19 protein-coding genes and 1 tRNA gene are annotated in these 13,823 nt (G+C 66.0%); 8 read left to right on the top strand and 12 right to left on the bottom strand.

From position 1 onward, the window contains the following. Nucleotides 1–65 precede the first annotated feature (65 nt). Complete coding sequence (locus ABD346_RS17570) at nt 66–740, bottom strand: hypothetical protein (RefSeq protein ID WP_189962053.1); 675 nt, start codon at nt 738–740, stop codon at nt 66–68. A 47-nt stretch (nt 741–787) separates the two neighbouring features. Here ABD346_RS17570 and ABD346_RS17565 point away from each other — a divergent pair, with 47 nt between their 5' ends. Then, nucleotides 788–976, top strand: a complete 189-nt coding sequence (locus ABD346_RS17565; protein WP_018535088.1) for a DUF5703 family protein — start codon at nt 788–790, stop codon at nt 974–976. A 70-nt stretch (nt 977–1,046) separates the two neighbouring features. Here the strand turns inward: ABD346_RS17565 and ABD346_RS17560 are convergent, their stop codons facing one another. The 3 genes from ABD346_RS17560 to ABD346_RS17550 form a co-directional block, all read right to left on the bottom strand. Next, nucleotides 1,047–1,865 carry a chaplin gene (locus ABD346_RS17560; RefSeq protein WP_344375808.1) on the bottom strand — a complete coding sequence of 273 codons (819 nt, stop codon included), beginning with the start codon at nt 1,863–1,865 and terminating at the stop codon, nt 1,047–1,049. A gap of 139 nt (nt 1,866–2,004) precedes the next feature. Further along, nucleotides 2,005–2,238 (bottom strand): chaplin ChpH, encoded by a 234-nt coding sequence (gene chpH / locus ABD346_RS17555; protein WP_344375806.1) that lies wholly within the window; start codon nt 2,236–2,238, stop codon nt 2,005–2,007. A gap of 192 nt (nt 2,239–2,430) precedes the next feature. Further along, complete coding sequence (locus tag ABD346_RS17550; RefSeq protein WP_344375804.1) at nt 2,431–3,762, bottom strand: M20/M25/M40 family metallo-hydrolase; 1,332 nt, start codon at nt 3,760–3,762, stop codon at nt 2,431–2,433. Nucleotides 3,763–3,949: 187 nt separating this feature from the next. Between ABD346_RS17550 and ABD346_RS17545 the strand changes: the two genes are divergently transcribed. Further along, nucleotides 3,950–4,037, top strand: a tRNA-Leu gene (locus ABD346_RS17545). A gap of 86 nt (nt 4,038–4,123) precedes the next feature. Here the strand turns inward: ABD346_RS17545 and ABD346_RS17540 are convergent. Together ABD346_RS17540 and ABD346_RS17535 are read right to left on the bottom strand one after the other, a co-directional pair. Next, nucleotides 4,124–5,395, bottom strand: a complete 1,272-nt coding sequence (locus tag ABD346_RS17540; protein ID WP_344375803.1) for a tyrosine-type recombinase/integrase — start codon at nt 5,393–5,395, stop codon at nt 4,124–4,126. Between the two features lie 73 nt (nt 5,396–5,468). Next, a complete protein-coding gene (locus ABD346_RS17535) occupies nt 5,469–5,912 on the bottom strand; it encodes a hypothetical protein (protein WP_344375801.1) in 444 nt (147 codons plus the stop codon). 117 nt (nt 5,913–6,029) lie between these two features. Between ABD346_RS17535 and ABD346_RS17530 the strand changes: the two genes are divergently transcribed. The 6 genes from ABD346_RS17530 to ABD346_RS17505 all read left to right on the top strand — a co-directional run bounded on the left by ABD346_RS17530 (nt 6,030) and on the right by ABD346_RS17505 (nt 10,695). Then, nucleotides 6,030–6,200 (top strand): helix-turn-helix domain-containing protein, encoded by a 171-nt coding sequence (locus tag ABD346_RS17530; protein WP_344375799.1) that lies wholly within the window; start codon nt 6,030–6,032, stop codon nt 6,198–6,200. Further along, nucleotides 6,197–6,361, top strand: a complete 165-nt coding sequence (locus ABD346_RS17525; RefSeq protein ID WP_344375797.1) for a hypothetical protein — start codon at nt 6,197–6,199, stop codon at nt 6,359–6,361. Before ABD346_RS17530 ends, ABD346_RS17525 begins: the two co-directional genes overlap by 4 nt. Nucleotides 6,362–6,448: 87 nt before the next feature. Next, complete coding sequence (locus ABD346_RS17520; protein WP_344375796.1) at nt 6,449–6,613, top strand: hypothetical protein; 165 nt, start codon at nt 6,449–6,451, stop codon at nt 6,611–6,613. A gap of 1,548 nt (nt 6,614–8,161) precedes the next feature. Beyond that, nucleotides 8,162–8,575, top strand: a complete 414-nt coding sequence (locus ABD346_RS17515) for a hypothetical protein (protein ID WP_344375794.1) — start codon at nt 8,162–8,164, stop codon at nt 8,573–8,575. Further along, nucleotides 8,572–9,507 carry a hypothetical protein gene (locus ABD346_RS17510; RefSeq protein ID WP_344375792.1) on the top strand — a complete coding sequence of 312 codons (936 nt, stop codon included), beginning with the start codon at nt 8,572–8,574 and terminating at the stop codon, nt 9,505–9,507. The genes ABD346_RS17515 and ABD346_RS17510 overlap by 4 nt, the downstream gene beginning before the upstream one ends. 852 nt (nt 9,508–10,359) lie before the next feature. Further along, complete coding sequence (locus ABD346_RS17505) at nt 10,360–10,695, top strand: hypothetical protein (protein WP_344375790.1); 336 nt, start codon at nt 10,360–10,362, stop codon at nt 10,693–10,695. Between the two features lie 289 nt (nt 10,696–10,984). Here ABD346_RS17505 and ABD346_RS17500 read toward each other — a convergent pair whose 3' ends face one another. From ABD346_RS17500 to ABD346_RS17475, 6 genes are all read right to left on the bottom strand, one after another. Further along, nucleotides 10,985–11,470, bottom strand: a complete 486-nt coding sequence (locus ABD346_RS17500) for a hypothetical protein (RefSeq protein ID WP_344376258.1) — start codon at nt 11,468–11,470, stop codon at nt 10,985–10,987. 79 nt (nt 11,471–11,549) lie between these two features. Further along, entirely contained in the window at nt 11,550–11,780 is a 231-nt protein-coding gene (locus ABD346_RS17495) for a DUF397 domain-containing protein (RefSeq protein WP_344375789.1), read from the bottom strand. A 38-nt stretch (nt 11,781–11,818) separates the two neighbouring features. After that, nucleotides 11,819–11,995, bottom strand: a complete 177-nt coding sequence (locus tag ABD346_RS17490; protein WP_344375787.1) for a hypothetical protein — start codon at nt 11,993–11,995, stop codon at nt 11,819–11,821. A gap of 200 nt (nt 11,996–12,195) precedes the next feature. Next, nucleotides 12,196–13,029, bottom strand: a complete 834-nt coding sequence (locus ABD346_RS17485; protein ID WP_344375786.1) for a helix-turn-helix domain-containing protein — start codon at nt 13,027–13,029, stop codon at nt 12,196–12,198. Further along, nucleotides 13,019–13,543, bottom strand: a complete 525-nt coding sequence (locus tag ABD346_RS17480) for a DUF6879 family protein (protein WP_344375785.1) — start codon at nt 13,541–13,543, stop codon at nt 13,019–13,021. The genes ABD346_RS17485 and ABD346_RS17480 overlap by 11 nt, the downstream gene beginning before the upstream one ends. Next, nucleotides 13,527–13,736, bottom strand: a complete 210-nt coding sequence (locus ABD346_RS17475; RefSeq protein WP_344375784.1) for a hypothetical protein — start codon at nt 13,734–13,736, stop codon at nt 13,527–13,529. Before ABD346_RS17475 ends, ABD346_RS17480 begins: the two co-directional genes overlap by 17 nt. Between the last annotated feature and the right edge of the window lie 87 nt (nt 13,737–13,823).

The raw sequence follows: 13,823 nt of genomic DNA, 5'->3' as shown, positions 1-13,823 counted from the left end.
CGCCCACGGCAGAGGCCGCGCACCCCACGAGAGGGGTACGCGGCCTCTGCCCTGCGGCAGCCCGGTCAGGGGGCCGGCCGGAGGTCCTCCTCGTCGAGGTCGTCCTCCAGTTCCTCCTCGTCGAACACGGCGCTCACGTCGAAGCGGCACACCACGCGCTGCGGGTCGGCGTGGTCGAACGGCGTACTCAGCCACTCGCCCGGCTCCGGAAGCTCGTCGGCGGCCGACACCCACAGCGTGGAGTCGCCCTCCTCCAGGCCGAACTCCTTGTGCCGGGAGGCGATTTCGTCCGGTTCGTACTCGCCGAAGAGCACGCCGAGCGCGGCGTGGATGCTGCTGCCGACGACCGGGGCGGTGCGCTCGCCCTCGTCCGGCTCCTCCGCCTCGGGGTCGAGATCGGTGATCCGCTGCGCCTGGGCGAGCAGTCGCTGGGGCTCGGCCACGGCGTAGTCGCGCCGGATGAGGACGCTGAGGGCGTTGGGTTCCTCGGGGCCCGCGTAGGGCGGCAGGGAGTCGTCGGCGCCAGGGATCTCGAAGGGGGTCACCTCGTCGTAGCGGTCGTAGAGCCGCTCGTCGTACGCCTCGGCGGCCGCCGCGAGCGCGTTGAACGCCTCGTACACGTCGGGGTCGTCGTCCCCCGTGCGGCGTTCGACCGCATCGAGGTGACGGTCCAGCGCGGCTTTGACCGCCTCGGCGGCGGCACGTACCTCGGCAGCGGTGGGCTGCGCAGCATCAGACATAGTGCAGACGCTATCCGTACCGGGCCTCTGCCCGCACAATAGATGCGATGCCGGAATACGAATTTGTCGACGTGTACGTCCCGCGCGGGGTGTCCCGCAAGGAGGCGACACGCCTGCTGACCGACCATGCCGAGTACGGACACTGGGAGTTGGACCGATTGAGTCTGCGCCGGGACGGCAGCCGCAGAGTGCGGCTGCGCAGGCGGATCATCCGCCAGGTGCGGGCCACATGGTGAGCCCGCGGTGATGACGGAGCGGGCCCCGCACAGGTGCGGGGCCCGCTCCGTCATGGCTGGTGCGTAACGGCTACCGCTGCGCGGCACGCCCACGGCGGTAGAGCACCGCTCCGCCGAGCACCAGGCCCGCGGCGGCCGGGGCGGCGAAGCCCATGCCGTCGGAGCCGGTGTGCGCGAGCGAGGCGGCCGGGGCCTTCGGCGCGGTCACGGTCTGGGTGACCGGGGCGGCGGGCTTGGCCGGCGCGGCAGGCTGCGCGGGCTTGGCCGGCTGGTGCGCGATCGGGCTGACCGGGTTCTGCGGAACCCCGGGGTGCCCGGGCTGCTGGGGGTTGCCGGGCTGCTCGGGGGGACAGGGCTTGTGCTGGCCCGGCTCGTGCGGCTTGCCGGGGTGGTGCGGCTTGCCCGGGTGATGGGGCTGCCCGGGGTGCTGGGGGTGCCCGGGGTGGCCCGGGTGCTGCGGCCGGCCGCTCTCGTCGTTGACGCAGTCGTTGCCGAACGCCGGGTTGCCGATGCCCACCACGTTCAGGCTGTTCCCGCAGAGGTTCACGGGTGCGTCGATGGGCGCCTGGATGGTGTTGCCGGAGACCACACCGGGCGAGTTGCTGGTGTGGCCGGTCGCCACGGCCCCGCCGCCCGGGTGTCCGCCGCCCTTGTTGGCACAGCTGTTGGCGAACGCCGGGTTGAGCGCGCCGATCACGTTGACGGTGTTGCCGCACGCGTTGACCGGCACGTGCACCGGGACCTGGACGGTGTTGCCGGACAGCACGCCCGGCGCGTTCGTGGCGCTGCCCTGGGCCGCCGAGTCGGCGTGCGCGGCACCGCTGCCCATGGCGATGACGCCGCTCGCGGCCGCCATGGTGATCAGTCCCTTGCGGGTGACCTGTCGCATAGATTCGTTCCCTGCCTTCTGCCTTCCGGAAAGCCCGGCTGCGCCGTTGCGCCCGGGCTGAAATGCCCGGCGGCCCCGGAGTGCATGGCGCGCACTCCGGGGCCGCCCGGCTCAGACCCTCACGGGTTGAGGCACAACGTCACTTGTTGATGCAGGTGTTGCCGAAGGCGGGGTTCAGCAGCCCGATCACGGAGACCGTGTTGCCGCACACGTTCACCGGCACGTGCACGGGAACCTGGATGACATTGCCGGACACGACACCCGGGGAGTGCACAGCAGCACCCTCGGCGCCCGAGTCGGCGACAGCCAGGCCCGCGCCCGCGAGAACCAGACCACCAGTGACAGCCGCAGCAGCGACGACCTTCTTGATCATTACTTCCTCCTTGTTGGCAAATGTGCGATCCCAGCCGCGGACCGCACACCCTGTAACGAGGAGGAAGTAATGGGGCTACGAGCATATGAGTGCATTCACTCTTTCCAGTCGGATACGTACGCTCAAACGATTAGTGCAGCGTCGTTTCGGCACGCACCCGATGCCGGGATGCCCAAAGACCGGTGCCGGCTTTCAGGACGCGTCGATGAACCGGTCGAGGACCCGCACGCCGAACTTCAGGCCGTCGACCGGGACCCGCTCGTCCACGCCGTGGAACATCCCGGCGAAGTCGAGCTCCGGCGGCAGCTTCAGCGGCGCGAAGCCGAAGCCCCGGATGCCGAGGTCGTCGAAGGACTTGGCGTCGGTGCCGGCCGAGAGCATGTACGGCACGGCGCGCGCGATCGGGTCCTCGGCCTGCAGCGCGGTCTGCATGGCGTCGACCAGGGCGCCGTCGAACGTGGTCTCCAGGGCCTTGTCCGCGTGGACGTCCTCGCGCTTCACACGCGGCCCCAGGATCCGGTCCAGATCGGCGAGGAACTCCTCCTCGTACCCCGGCAGGAAGCGCCCGTCGACATGGGCGGTCGCCTGGCCCGGAATGACGTTGACCTTGTAACCGGCGCCCAGCTGGGTCGGGTTGGCGGTGTTCTGGAGGGAGGCGCCGATGAGCTTGGCGATGCCGCCGAGCTTGGCGAGCGTCTCGTCCATGTTCTCCGGGTCGAGCTCGGTGCCGAGCGCGTCCGAGAGCTCGTCGAGGAAGTGCCGCAGCGTCTTGGTCACCCGCACCGGGAACTTGTGCCGGCCGAGCCGCGCCACGGCCTCGGACAGCTCGGTGATGGCGTTGTCCTTGTGGATCATCGAACCGTGCCCGGCGGTGCCGTCCACGGTCAGCTTCATCCAGTGCATGCCCTTCTGGGCCGTCTCCACGAGGTAGAGCCGCAGCTTCTCGTTGACGGTGAACGAGAAGCCGCCGACCTCGCTGATCGCCTCGGTGACACCCTCGAAGAGCTCGGGGTGCTTGTCCACGAGGAACCGCGCCCCGTACGTGCCGCCGGCCTCCTCGTCGGCGAGGAAGGCGAGGACGATGTCGCGCGGGGGCTTGCGGCCGCTCCTGAGCCGGTCGCGCACGACCGCGAGGGTCATCGCGTCCATGTCCTTCATGTCGACGGCGCCCCGGCCCCACACACAGCCGTCGGCGATCTCGCCGGCGAAGGGGTCGTGGGTCCAGTCGTCGGCGTTGGCCGGTACGACGTCGGTGTGGCCGTGGATGAGCAGCGCGGGCCGCGACGGGTCCTCGCCCGCGATGCGGGCCACGGTGGAGGCGCGGCCCTTGTGCGACTCGAAGATCTTCGGCTCCAGGCCGACCTCGGCGAGCTTCTCCGCGACGTACTCCGCGGCCGCACGCTCACCGGGTCCCGAGTGGTCGCCATAGTTGCTGGTGTCGATCCTGATCAGATCGCGACAGAGGTCGACGACCTCGTCCTCACCGGTCACGCCGCCGGTCCGGGTCGTGCTCGACTCGCTCACGCTGCTTCCTCCCGCTGTCGCTCCGTGTGGTCCGCCCCCATCCTGCCCCCGCGCCCCCTCGCCGCCCAAGGGCGGCTTCCCGCCGACATCCCGCGTTCACGCAGGCCACGGGGGTGATCGAGCACCCCCGGATGTTTGCTATTGTTTTCCACGTCGGAACGGGCACGGCCCGCGAGACAGACACCTTGTCCGGGTGGCGGAATGGCAGACGCGCTAGCTTGAGGTGCTAGTGCCCTTTATCGGGCGTGGGGGTTCAAGTCCCCCCTCGGACACCAGCTGAGACCCCACTTCACGTGGGGTTTTCTGCTTTTCTGGGCAGTGGCGTGACCAACCACGTGACCAACGGCCCAGCGATCTTGCCCTAGACCAGGGCAGCGAGACCGAGTCGGCCCGCGCTGGACGCGGCCAGCTTCCGCGCCCCGTTCTTCCTGCTGTGCCCGTACCGGGCCATGGTGTAACCCGGCGAGTGGTGCCGGACGTTCGCGGAGACCTCCACGGGGTTCTCCCCGGCCTCCAGATCGTTCGTGACCTTGCTGTGCCTCCAGTCGTGAATCCGGAAGTCCTCCGGGAGCTTCAGACGGGTGCGCAGCGTGCGCCACCGTGCCGAGACCTTCTCGGGGTCCTGCGGTCCGCCCGCCTCACCCCGGTAGAGCTTGAAGCCGTCCCGTGCGAAGACGAGATCGTGATCCATCCAGGCCGCGCCAAGGCGCTTGCGCTCCGCCTGCTGACGTTCCCACTGCCACTTCAGAACGTTCATGACGGACTGGTCCACGTAGATCACTGCGTTCGCGTCGCCGTCCTTGGTGAGCTTCCGCAGCCGGTACATGTTGCCCTCCTCGACCACCACCCATCCCAGTTCGATGGAGCCCTCATCCCAGTTGATGAGGGACCACTTCATGCCCAGCGCCTCACTGCGCCGGACACCGGTCGCTGCGTACACGGTCCACAGAGGGGCGTCACGGAGACAGTGGTGGGTCAGGCCGCCGTCACAGGCCCGGTTGCCGCACGGCTCCCACACCGCCCCAAGGAAACGGCCGGTCTGATCGTCGTCGAGAGTCGGGAAGTCCCGTTCCTGCGCTCGGATCTCCCGGCCCGTGGGCGGGTTGGCTGTCGCAGCCGGGTTGGCGGGTATCAGCTTCGGCACTGCCGCGCCGAGTGCGCCGCTGAGGATGTTGTGGACGTGCCGTACGGACTTGGCCCCGAGCGGCTTGCCCGCGTTGGTGGGGCACGGGACGGTCTCCAGGAGCCGATACAGGTCATCCAGGGTGTCGTCCGTGACCTCGCACAGCGTCGTGCCGCCTATGTGCGGCTTGATGTGCAACCGGATCTTGGTCTCGTACCCGGCTACGGTCGTCCCTTCCTTCCTCAGATTCCCGTGCCACTTGTCGAGCCAGTCACCCAGCTTCATGTCCGAGCGGGCCGCGATCGTGCCCGCTTCGTGGTCGGTGTGCCACGTGCGGAGAGCCTTCTCCGCTTCGGTCTTGGTCTTGTACTCCCGGCCTATCCAGTACCGCTCCCGCTTCCCTGTCGCCTTGTTGAAGTGCAGGGGCGTCCGTACGCCCCATGTGTTGGGTCGGCCCTTCCGCGGGATCTCCACCGGGGTTCCGCCGAGCCCGTTTCCTCGCTTGCTCACTGCTTCTTGCTGAACTTTCTGTGCCGGGAGCCCTGTCCCTGGGGCTCCGTACCGCTGGCAGGCGGCGGCGCTGCTACTTGCTGTCGTCGCTGAGGAGGCCGAGCTTTCGGGCCTTGGTCAGGTGGTTACGGATGGTCCCGACGTTCTTACCGAGATAGTTGGCGATGTACGTGACAGGGGCGGGCTTCCGGAGCCTCAGTGCCGTGTCGTACGCCGCTGACAACTTCCGGTAGTAGTCCTCGGTCAGGGATCCCTTCCCCCCGACTTCCATGGCCTTGATCTCTTCTAGCGCCCCCAACATCACGCGCGCCCCGATGAGATTTCCGGCCGGACCGACTTCGTTAGGCCGCTGGAGCTTCAGCTCACGCAGGAGCGTCTGAGTGATGCCCTGCTCCCGGGCCTTCGCGTCCTCCGTGCTGATTCGAATCTCCTCCGGGAACTGGCCTGCGCCGTAGACCGCCTCGATGGTCCAGGGCCCTACCTGTTGCCGCACTGCGCGGGTCTCTTGGTTGCTCACATCCCCACCGTAGCATGAGGGGCATGTCATGACCATCTTGACATCAACCTCATTGCGAGTGCACTTTGAAGGTGAGAGCGGGACGGAATAGGCCGAACCGCCAGACCGAAGGAAACGATGAGTCGACTTCTCACCATCGATGACGTGGCGGAGGCGCTGAATGTGCCCAAGCACTGGGTGTACGACAACCACAAGCGGGAGGGCATCCCGTTCAAGAAGATCGGCCAGAAACTCCGATGTCGCCCCAACGACCTTGACCGCTGGATTGGCCAGCAGGGGACTGCGTGAACCTGCACTGCAACCCGTTCAACGAGACCCCGGCCCAGTCCCACTACCGGGGCTTTTACCAGGGTCACCAGGACGCCCGCGAACAGTTCGCGGAACTACTCGACAAGGCCGGGGAGCGCAAGGCTGCGGACCTTGTACGCCGCTCGGCTCTTGAGGACTGACAAGAACGAGCGAAGAGGGCCCGGCATCCAACGCTGGGGCCTCTCTCATGAAAGGAGCTGAACTCTTTGAAGAAAGACACTGATTGGGTGCCCGTGTGGCACCTCGCCTCCAACCTGGACATTCCCAACGAGCGCATGGCCGCGCTCCTGGTCTCCGCAGGCGTGTGCATCGCGGTGAACAAGGGCGGCAGGATCGTCGCCCACGCTCCCGACGTGGTGGGCATCCTGCGCAAGGCGGGTGAGCTGGCATGAGCCCCCGATCCACTGTCCGCTACGACTGGGAGCAAGCGCTGTGGAACTGTCCGGACGTGCCCGGGAAGTACAAGCACGTTCTGGCCGCTGCGTCATTCTTTGCCACCTTCGAAACCGGCCGCGACATCCGGGCCCCTCAGACCCTCATTTCGGAGTGTTCCGGCGCTTCCGACTCGTCTGTCTATCGAGCACTCAAGTGGGGGCGCGCTAATGGCTGGCTCTGGCGAGAGCACAAGTCGACTGGTGAGGGTGATTGCGATATCCATTGGCTGACCATCCCGAAGCATGACCACAGACACACCATCAAGGCCGTGAAGGCCCGGATAGGGATCACCACGCCAGTCACACAGACTGGTGTTACTGGGCACGCTAGTCACACTGACGAACTACCTAGGGAGTCTTACCTAGGGAACTCCACCAAGGGAGTTCCCTCTAGGGAGTTGAACCAAGGGAGCCCCACCGAGGGGGCTTCAGCAGGTGGAGTTGATCAAGGCCCGGGAATTCGGGCCATGAGTGACTCTGACCTTTGGGGGTCATCGTCACCTGAACCTAACCGCACCTTGCCGGAGGCTGCGGTGGCTGATCAGGACCGGCCTGGGGAGCCGGTCGCTGTAGCTGAGTCCTCCTCCGTCGGTCCTGGTTCCTCGTGTTCCTCGGAACCGTCCTCCGGTGCCGAACCTGACCTAGATCGCTTCCTGGCCTTCCTTGCTCGCAAGGCCAAGCTGTGGCCTGGCCTGGAGCAGCACGCAGAGGACCCGCAGGAGGCCCTGAGCCTCTTCCTCCAACTGCTAAAGGACCCACCGGCCGAGCTACCGGCCAAGTGCACCGGCGTTGAGCACTGGGCCGCTGTGACGACCGCTGAGCGCCTTACTGAGTGAGCTACCGACTCCGCCCCCGGCTGCAACTGGCCGGGGGCTCTGTTATTGCCTCAGCGGCGCTGTGGGCGCCTCGTACCGCCCCAGCCCAGGAAGGGGTTCGGGGCTACTACCCACCTTCGGAGCACCGTCCCGCGGTGGGTCCTTCGCCCCATCGCTTCGGGGCCTTGGACCTGAATTCCGCTGCCCGTGCCGCGAAATGGCGTTTGCGGCCCCTCTATATAAGTGAGGGCACTTGCACCGCTCCGCTCCCTTTGGCCCCGCTCGCTGTGAAGCGCCGGGGCACACGCTCAGGTTTGGACACCCCCACTGGCCTACGGGTCGTACTTGGGATGGGGTGCCGGGTTCGATTCCCGCTCTGAGCACTCGCAGGACTCCACCGGTGTCGAATCCAATCCGGGCCGGTGGGGTCCTGCTTTCTATTTATCCACCAGATTCTGGACAGAACTAGAGAGGACTCACCACATGAAGACATGCCCCAGGTGTGAGCACACCAAGCCGCACACCAACTTCAACCGCAGCGCACTGCACCGTGACGGATTCCAGACGTGGTGCCGTGAATGCTTCCGGGATTACAACCGGGAATGGGGGGCGAGGAACAAGCGAGTACGCATCCCGCTTCCACGACACGTGTTCCTGGACGACCTGGTAAGCCCGCTCCGAGGGAGCGGCTGTGACGACTGAGCACTTCCCCGCCCCCGGCTACCGAGCCGTCTTCTACAAAGCGCCCAGGTTCGACAAACGAAACGCTGCGGGCGACTACCTCGTGCCCCGTGGAGAGCGCCTGATCTACACCGCCCCCGTCCTACGGTTCGCGGTGAGTCCACCGACCGACAAGACGGCCAACGGGGCCGGAGTCGGCTACTCCCTCGTGCTGGTCCGTGACGGCGCCGTGAGGGCCTACAGCCAGCCGACGGACGACTTCCTGGGAGTGATCGAGCCGGGCCGCGATCCGGCTCGCTGCTCCCTCGTGCCGGTCGCGCACCAGCGCGCCCGCGCAGAAGCCCAGCGCCTCCGCCAGGAGGAGCGAATCCAAGAGATGACCCAGGCCGCCATGGACGCGGCCAGCAAGGAGAACGACCAGTGACCACCGTGACGCACTACAGCCTGGAAACCCCGATCATCAACGACGAGGACTTCAGCAACGTCCCCGAGTACGGGACCCAGACGACGAACGTCAATCAGCTCCAGGCCGAGCGAGACCGGATCTCCAAGCTGGAGGCCGAGAACGCCCGGATGAAGGACCCCACCCACCGGGACGCCTTCGACTACCCGGACATCCCGACCGGCTACGAGCCCCACACCACGGATGACAGGGGCGTGAAGGCGGCCGGTGCGGCGCTGAACAAGTCGATCACCTACCTGTCCGCCCTGGTCTCCCAACACCGGGCAGAGCAGGGGGAGTTCGAGGCCGTGACCAGCGGCCGGCGTCAGGCCCTGGCGGACTACCAGGACGCCGTCTCCGCTGCCGTCGCGGCAGGCAAGGAGGTGCCCCCGCTCCCGGCCCTGGACGACGACGCCCTGAAGGCCGCGCACGCGGAGCTGGACCGCCTGGAGGCAGGTATCCCGGTCGCTGCCCTCGCAGCCTCTCAGCGCCTCGCTGAGCTGTGTTCCGAGCTTGAGCGGCTGCACGCCACCCCGGCTTACCGGAAATGGGCTGATCCCGAGGGTGAGCGGCTTACCGCTGTCATGGCCAAGGCCCGGCAGGAGTACGCCGACGCATACGCCGAGCGGGAAGCGATCTTCCGGAATCTCCCCGATGCGTTCTCCGATGCGGACGGAGTTCCGTTCATCCCCGAACAGGGCCGTCGAAACTCCCTCGGCGTGGGCGGACTGGACCCCAACGGCGGGGATGGCTCTTTGACTCCGGCTGAGGCTCTGTCCGTGCTGGAGCGGGCAGTCACCCCCGGCGCGGGCGTCCGCCCGTGGATGGCATCCCAGCTTCCCCCGGAGATCCGGGAGGACTACGAAAAGCGTGCGGCTGCTGCCCGGATCAAGCGAGAGGGGATGGCCAAGTGAAGCGGGCAAAGCCGCGAATCATCATCGACAGCGCAGGGCAGAAAGCCGTGGACTGGAACGGATGGAACGAGGACCTGAAAGAAAGCAGACCCCAGGTCCCAGTTCTCGGGGCTGGCGGATGTGATCCGACTGGAGAACCGTCGGACTTCGTTGAGTACGTCAGCGCGAACGCATGGGGAAGGCCGTTCTGGCTCGCAGACATCCATGAAGAATGGCGACGCTGACATCTGATATTGGCAGGGTGAGAGGCGGGCAGGACGAACTGTCCGCCTCTGCACTCCAGATGTCGCACACTTTGTGCGGCGCATCGTGGACAGACGATCGCGAGCAGATGCGGCACGGTGATTGCGGCTAGATCACAAAGGAGAAATGCGACAGCATCAGCGACACGCGCGCACACGTCGCATGCGTGGTCATGACGGATGAGGCGACAGGCCGAGCGCACTACTTAGATCAGATCGAAGCGAACTAAATCGAATTGATCGATTGCATTTCATTTGATTTCTTTCGCCTCGTTTGAAAATTCTTCTCGATCGAAGATGTGCGGTGAAAAATTTCAGAGAAAAAGAAGAGAGGTAAGAGAGGGGAGTGTCTCCCTTACGGGAAAAATGCAGACCGATGCGTCACAGCGGCTCCCATCCTGTACGGGTCCAGGACCGCCAGCCACGACGAAAGGAATACTTTCCGTGACGGCCCTGCCTGTCGCTCGAACCCCTCCGGGCCGCGTAGAAGTTCTTTCACGCCACCGTGTCGATTCCCGGCCGTTTCGCCGAGAGTCACTGTCCGATGACGCTGTGTCCTGCAACGCTCTGACCGGGTCGGCAACGTGCTGACCAGGGAGGGGATGCAGCCATGTCCGACACCGCACCCGAAGCCAAGGGACCGGCCCCGATCAAGCTGCCTGCGGAGCAGACCGAAGCCAAGTGGGTAACCGTGCACGCTGGTCTCAAGACAGCCGAGGGGACGGCCGCCGAACTCACCCCGACCACTGACGTCAATCCCGAGGACATTGGCACATTGTCCATCGAGTACCGCGACGGTCAGCCCGTGGTTGTTGTCAGCGGCGGGTCGACCATTCCGGCGGGGCTCACCGTGGTGGATGGGTCACGTCAGCCAGTGGCGAAGTATCAGGTCGGGCCTTTCGCGCTGTTTGAGATTCCGCGCGATGAGTCCACCCAGCGACGTTGAAAGCCCGACGCTTTCTGGATCTGTGACACGGACGGCAGAGCGGTCGAACGTCCCGGTCCGTTCCGCACACCTCAACCCTGCGCCAACCAGCAGAAAAGGCCCCCGGCCTGACAGGAGTTGTCCTGCCAGCCGGGGGCTATTTGCTACTTGGTCAGGGTGTACGTGCCCTGGTCGAGGTCAACCTCGGAGATCTTCCGCATCGGGGCCATGTCACTCGTCTTCGCCGCGCGGGACCAAAGTCCAGCCGGCCACCAGGACCAAGGTCCCACCGCGGGCGGTCGAGCTGGGGCTATCCCAGCGGGCAAGCCAGATCCGGTTGGGCCTTGTTCGGGGAGCAGCACACCAGGGCGAGCGACAGGAACGAGGGGCGTTCGATGTAGAAGCCGTGGGACACGTCCCCGCCCCCTCCCAGGTTCTCAGCGGCCGAGTTGACCAGTATCGCTAGGCGGGTGCTGTCACGGTCCGCCTCGGACATGAACCGGGGTGCGTACTCCGTCAGCCGCTCCCCGAGCCATCCAGCGGCCTCCTTCGGTTCCTCCCAGGTGCCCTGGACCAGCCTGCTGGGCTTGATGAGCCAGTAGGCCGTCTCCAGCGGGGGCAGGTCCACGACGGGGAACTCTGCCCTCACCTCTCGATAGCGCTCCGCTAGCCGCCTTCCTGCGGCGTCCTCGTCACCAGCCGGAGGCGGGGGCGGATCAGGGTGGGGAGGCCGTCTCAGCGCCTCCTCATCAAAGCGTTGCTTGGTGCCAGTCCACAGGTAGCCGTGGTAGTGCAACTGTTCGTCCCGTCCAGAGCAGTTGAAGGCGGCCCCCGCCCTCCCCAGAGAGCAGAGACCGCCAGTCACGAGCGGCCACTCAGGCCGAGATGGTGAAGCGGGCCGGGTCGATACCGGCCGCGTTCAGTTCGGCGGTGGTGAACCTCAGCGGCTCCGCGCCGGGCCGCTTGCTGTCGCCCAGCGCCCACGCGTCGGGGCCGATCTTCGCGAGCGTGGCGCAGGACTCGCCGTCCGGATGCGTGTTGCCCCCGCACGCCTTGAGGAACGTGGCTCCGTCGACGGGCAGGCTGTACAGGTCGGTTCCAGGCATGGGTGTGCCTTCCTGTGAGGTCAATGACAGGGGCAGGCTCAGGGCTGGTACTGCTCCGACTTCCGCACGTACACAACGCCGGGTCCAAGAGCCGTCGCGGACTCCCGAAAGAGTTCGTGCAGCGTCGATCTGGAGCCGCCCCGCATGGCGGTGGAGAGGTTGTCGGCCAGGAGAGCGGCCTCAGACGGAAGCAGAACCATTTCCGTGTCTGCCATATGCCGACCGTTCTTCGTCAACCACATGGGGACACGAATGTTCCCGTCATCATCCCGGTACGCCAGACGGCTTGGGATCGGGTCCATCCGCCACCCCTGCGGGACCTTCTGGCTCTGGTTCTTCGGTTCGGTCGGCATGGGTACATCCTCGGACCGTCAGCACCGAGCCTCCAGCAATATTCGCGTTGCGGGGTAGACGATCATGAACGGTAGGAGGTGGCCCAATCTCCGATCAGCTCTCTGGCATCTTCATCGAACAACGCATGACGCTCGTACAGGCCGAACACTTCGAGGTGTTCGGCGATGTCCCGGGCGTCCTGAAAGACTATTCGCCCGGTGAACGTCTCGACAGTCGCCAAGCGTTGGTCGTAGATCGTGAAGGTATTCATCGGGCCCCGCCCGATGGCCGATCCCAGCGGGATGACGCCAATGCGCACGTTGGGGAGATGAGACAACGAGACGAGGCGGTCAATCTGTACTGCCATCGCGGCGCGGGGGACTACTGCCCACCTGACGGCCTGCTCCGTTAACAGGAACGTGAACCGTTTCCTGTTGTCATAGAGGACCGCTTGCCGGTCCAGCTTCTTCGCGACTGTCTTGGAGATGTCCACTGGTGAGTGCCCCAGACTCGCCCTGATGTACTCAGGTGTGGCCAGGAGTCCTGTCACCATCGCGGGCAGGAAGTACCGGAGTGTCACGGCTTCCGTTTCGAGGCCCGCCAATTCCGACTGCCGCTTTTCCAGCCCCCGACGCCACGATGCCCGCTTGCCCTGCCACTCCGTATTGGCGAGCCGCGCGAGGGTGGCCACCTCTGCCACCATTTCCGGGGGTGCGTCGAGGGCCCTAAGAATCAACTCAACGTCAACGAGCCCCGGTGTGATTCGACCGGTCTCGATGTTGCTGAGCTTGGTTTGGGACATGTTGCAGCGCTGGGCGAGCCAGACCTGTGTACGGCTGGCTCGCCTGCGCATCGTGCGGAGCGTCTCCGCCAGGTCAGCCTTCGACTGTCCTAGCTGCCCAGGATCAAACGTCAAAACCCTTCACGTACTCCTCGAAAGGCACTGCGTGTTCCAGGGCGATTCGCTTCCACTCCCGATAGGGAGCGGGGTCCCCCTTATACGCCTCGCGATTGATCTGGGTACCGTCCGCTCGGAAGTTCAGGTGCGCGATTCGGATTTCGTCGAACATCCACCAGTCACGCCCGGAGAGCGGCAAACCGTAGTCCTCTTGGGTCAGGTCCAAGACGCGGATGTCCTCCCCAGCCGCGATGTTGCCGGGGATGCCCCACGCGAATTGGTACCGCTGGTAATCGGTGAGCGGCTGGCGCACGATGCGCACGCGACCGATGCGCTTGCCGGACTCGACGTATCCGCGTACCCGTTCGTGCCAACGAGCGTTGTGGTCGTCGGGCTTGCTCTCGCCCCGCAGGAAGCGGGCGACGTTCTCCTGCTCCTTGGGCATGGTGTAGGTGGGCTGCGCCTCGAACCGCCACGCTTCGCGCTCGAAGGCGTCGAAGAACCTACGCCAATCCTCACCATCCAAGAGCACGGACAGCCTCCCTCAGGACGTGCTCCGGGATCTCCACCAGGGCCTCACCTGCGGGCGCGGTGAACGCGTCAGACACGTCCCCCTGGATAACGAATGAACCGCTCTTGGTCCGGTAGACATTGGGGCAATCGTCGTCGTCGCACTCGGGTCCTCCGGCCTGGCCGGTGAGACGGGTCAGTTCCTCGCGTGCCATCGTGCCCTCCTTCGTTGCAGGGGCGGTCCCTGGCGCCAAGAGGACGGTAGGTCGGATGAGTCTGCCTGGTCTATGGCACATCACGGA

This window comes from Streptomyces mauvecolor, from assembly GCF_039532965.1.
Classification (GTDB): domain Bacteria; phylum Actinomycetota; class Actinomycetes; order Streptomycetales; family Streptomycetaceae; genus Streptomyces; species Streptomyces violascens.
Note: the sequence above shows the minus strand (reverse complement) of the source record. Positions and strands in the feature narration are given on the sequence as shown.

Excerpts from the sequence above, each read along its gene's own strand:
- ABD346_RS17490 (WP_344375787.1), bottom strand. The coding sequence starts at position 11,995 with ATGGCAGACACGGAAATGGTTCTGCTTCCGTCTGAGGCCGCTCTCCTG.
- ABD346_RS17565 (WP_018535088.1), top strand. The coding sequence starts at position 788 with ATGCCGGAATACGAATTTGTCGACGTGTACGTCCCGCGCGGGGTGTCC.
- chpH (WP_344375806.1), bottom strand. The coding sequence starts at position 2,238 with ATGATCAAGAAGGTCGTCGCTGCTGCGGCTGTCACTGGTGGTCTGGTT.
- ABD346_RS17570 (WP_189962053.1), bottom strand. The coding sequence starts at position 740 with ATGTCTGATGCTGCGCAGCCCACCGCTGCCGAGGTACGTGCCGCCGCC.
- ABD346_RS17505 (WP_344375790.1), top strand. The coding sequence starts at position 10,360 with ATGTCCGACACCGCACCCGAAGCCAAGGGACCGGCCCCGATCAAGCTG.
- ABD346_RS17560 (WP_344375808.1), bottom strand. The coding sequence starts at position 1,865 with ATGCGACAGGTCACCCGCAAGGGACTGATCACCATGGCGGCCGCGAGC.
- ABD346_RS17475 (WP_344375784.1), bottom strand. The coding sequence starts at position 13,736 with ATGGCACGCGAGGAACTGACCCGTCTCACCGGCCAGGCCGGAGGACCC.
- ABD346_RS17495 (WP_344375789.1), bottom strand. The coding sequence starts at position 11,780 with ATGCCTGGAACCGACCTGTACAGCCTGCCCGTCGACGGAGCCACGTTC.
- ABD346_RS17530 (WP_344375799.1), top strand. The coding sequence starts at position 6,030 with ATGAGTCGACTTCTCACCATCGATGACGTGGCGGAGGCGCTGAATGTG.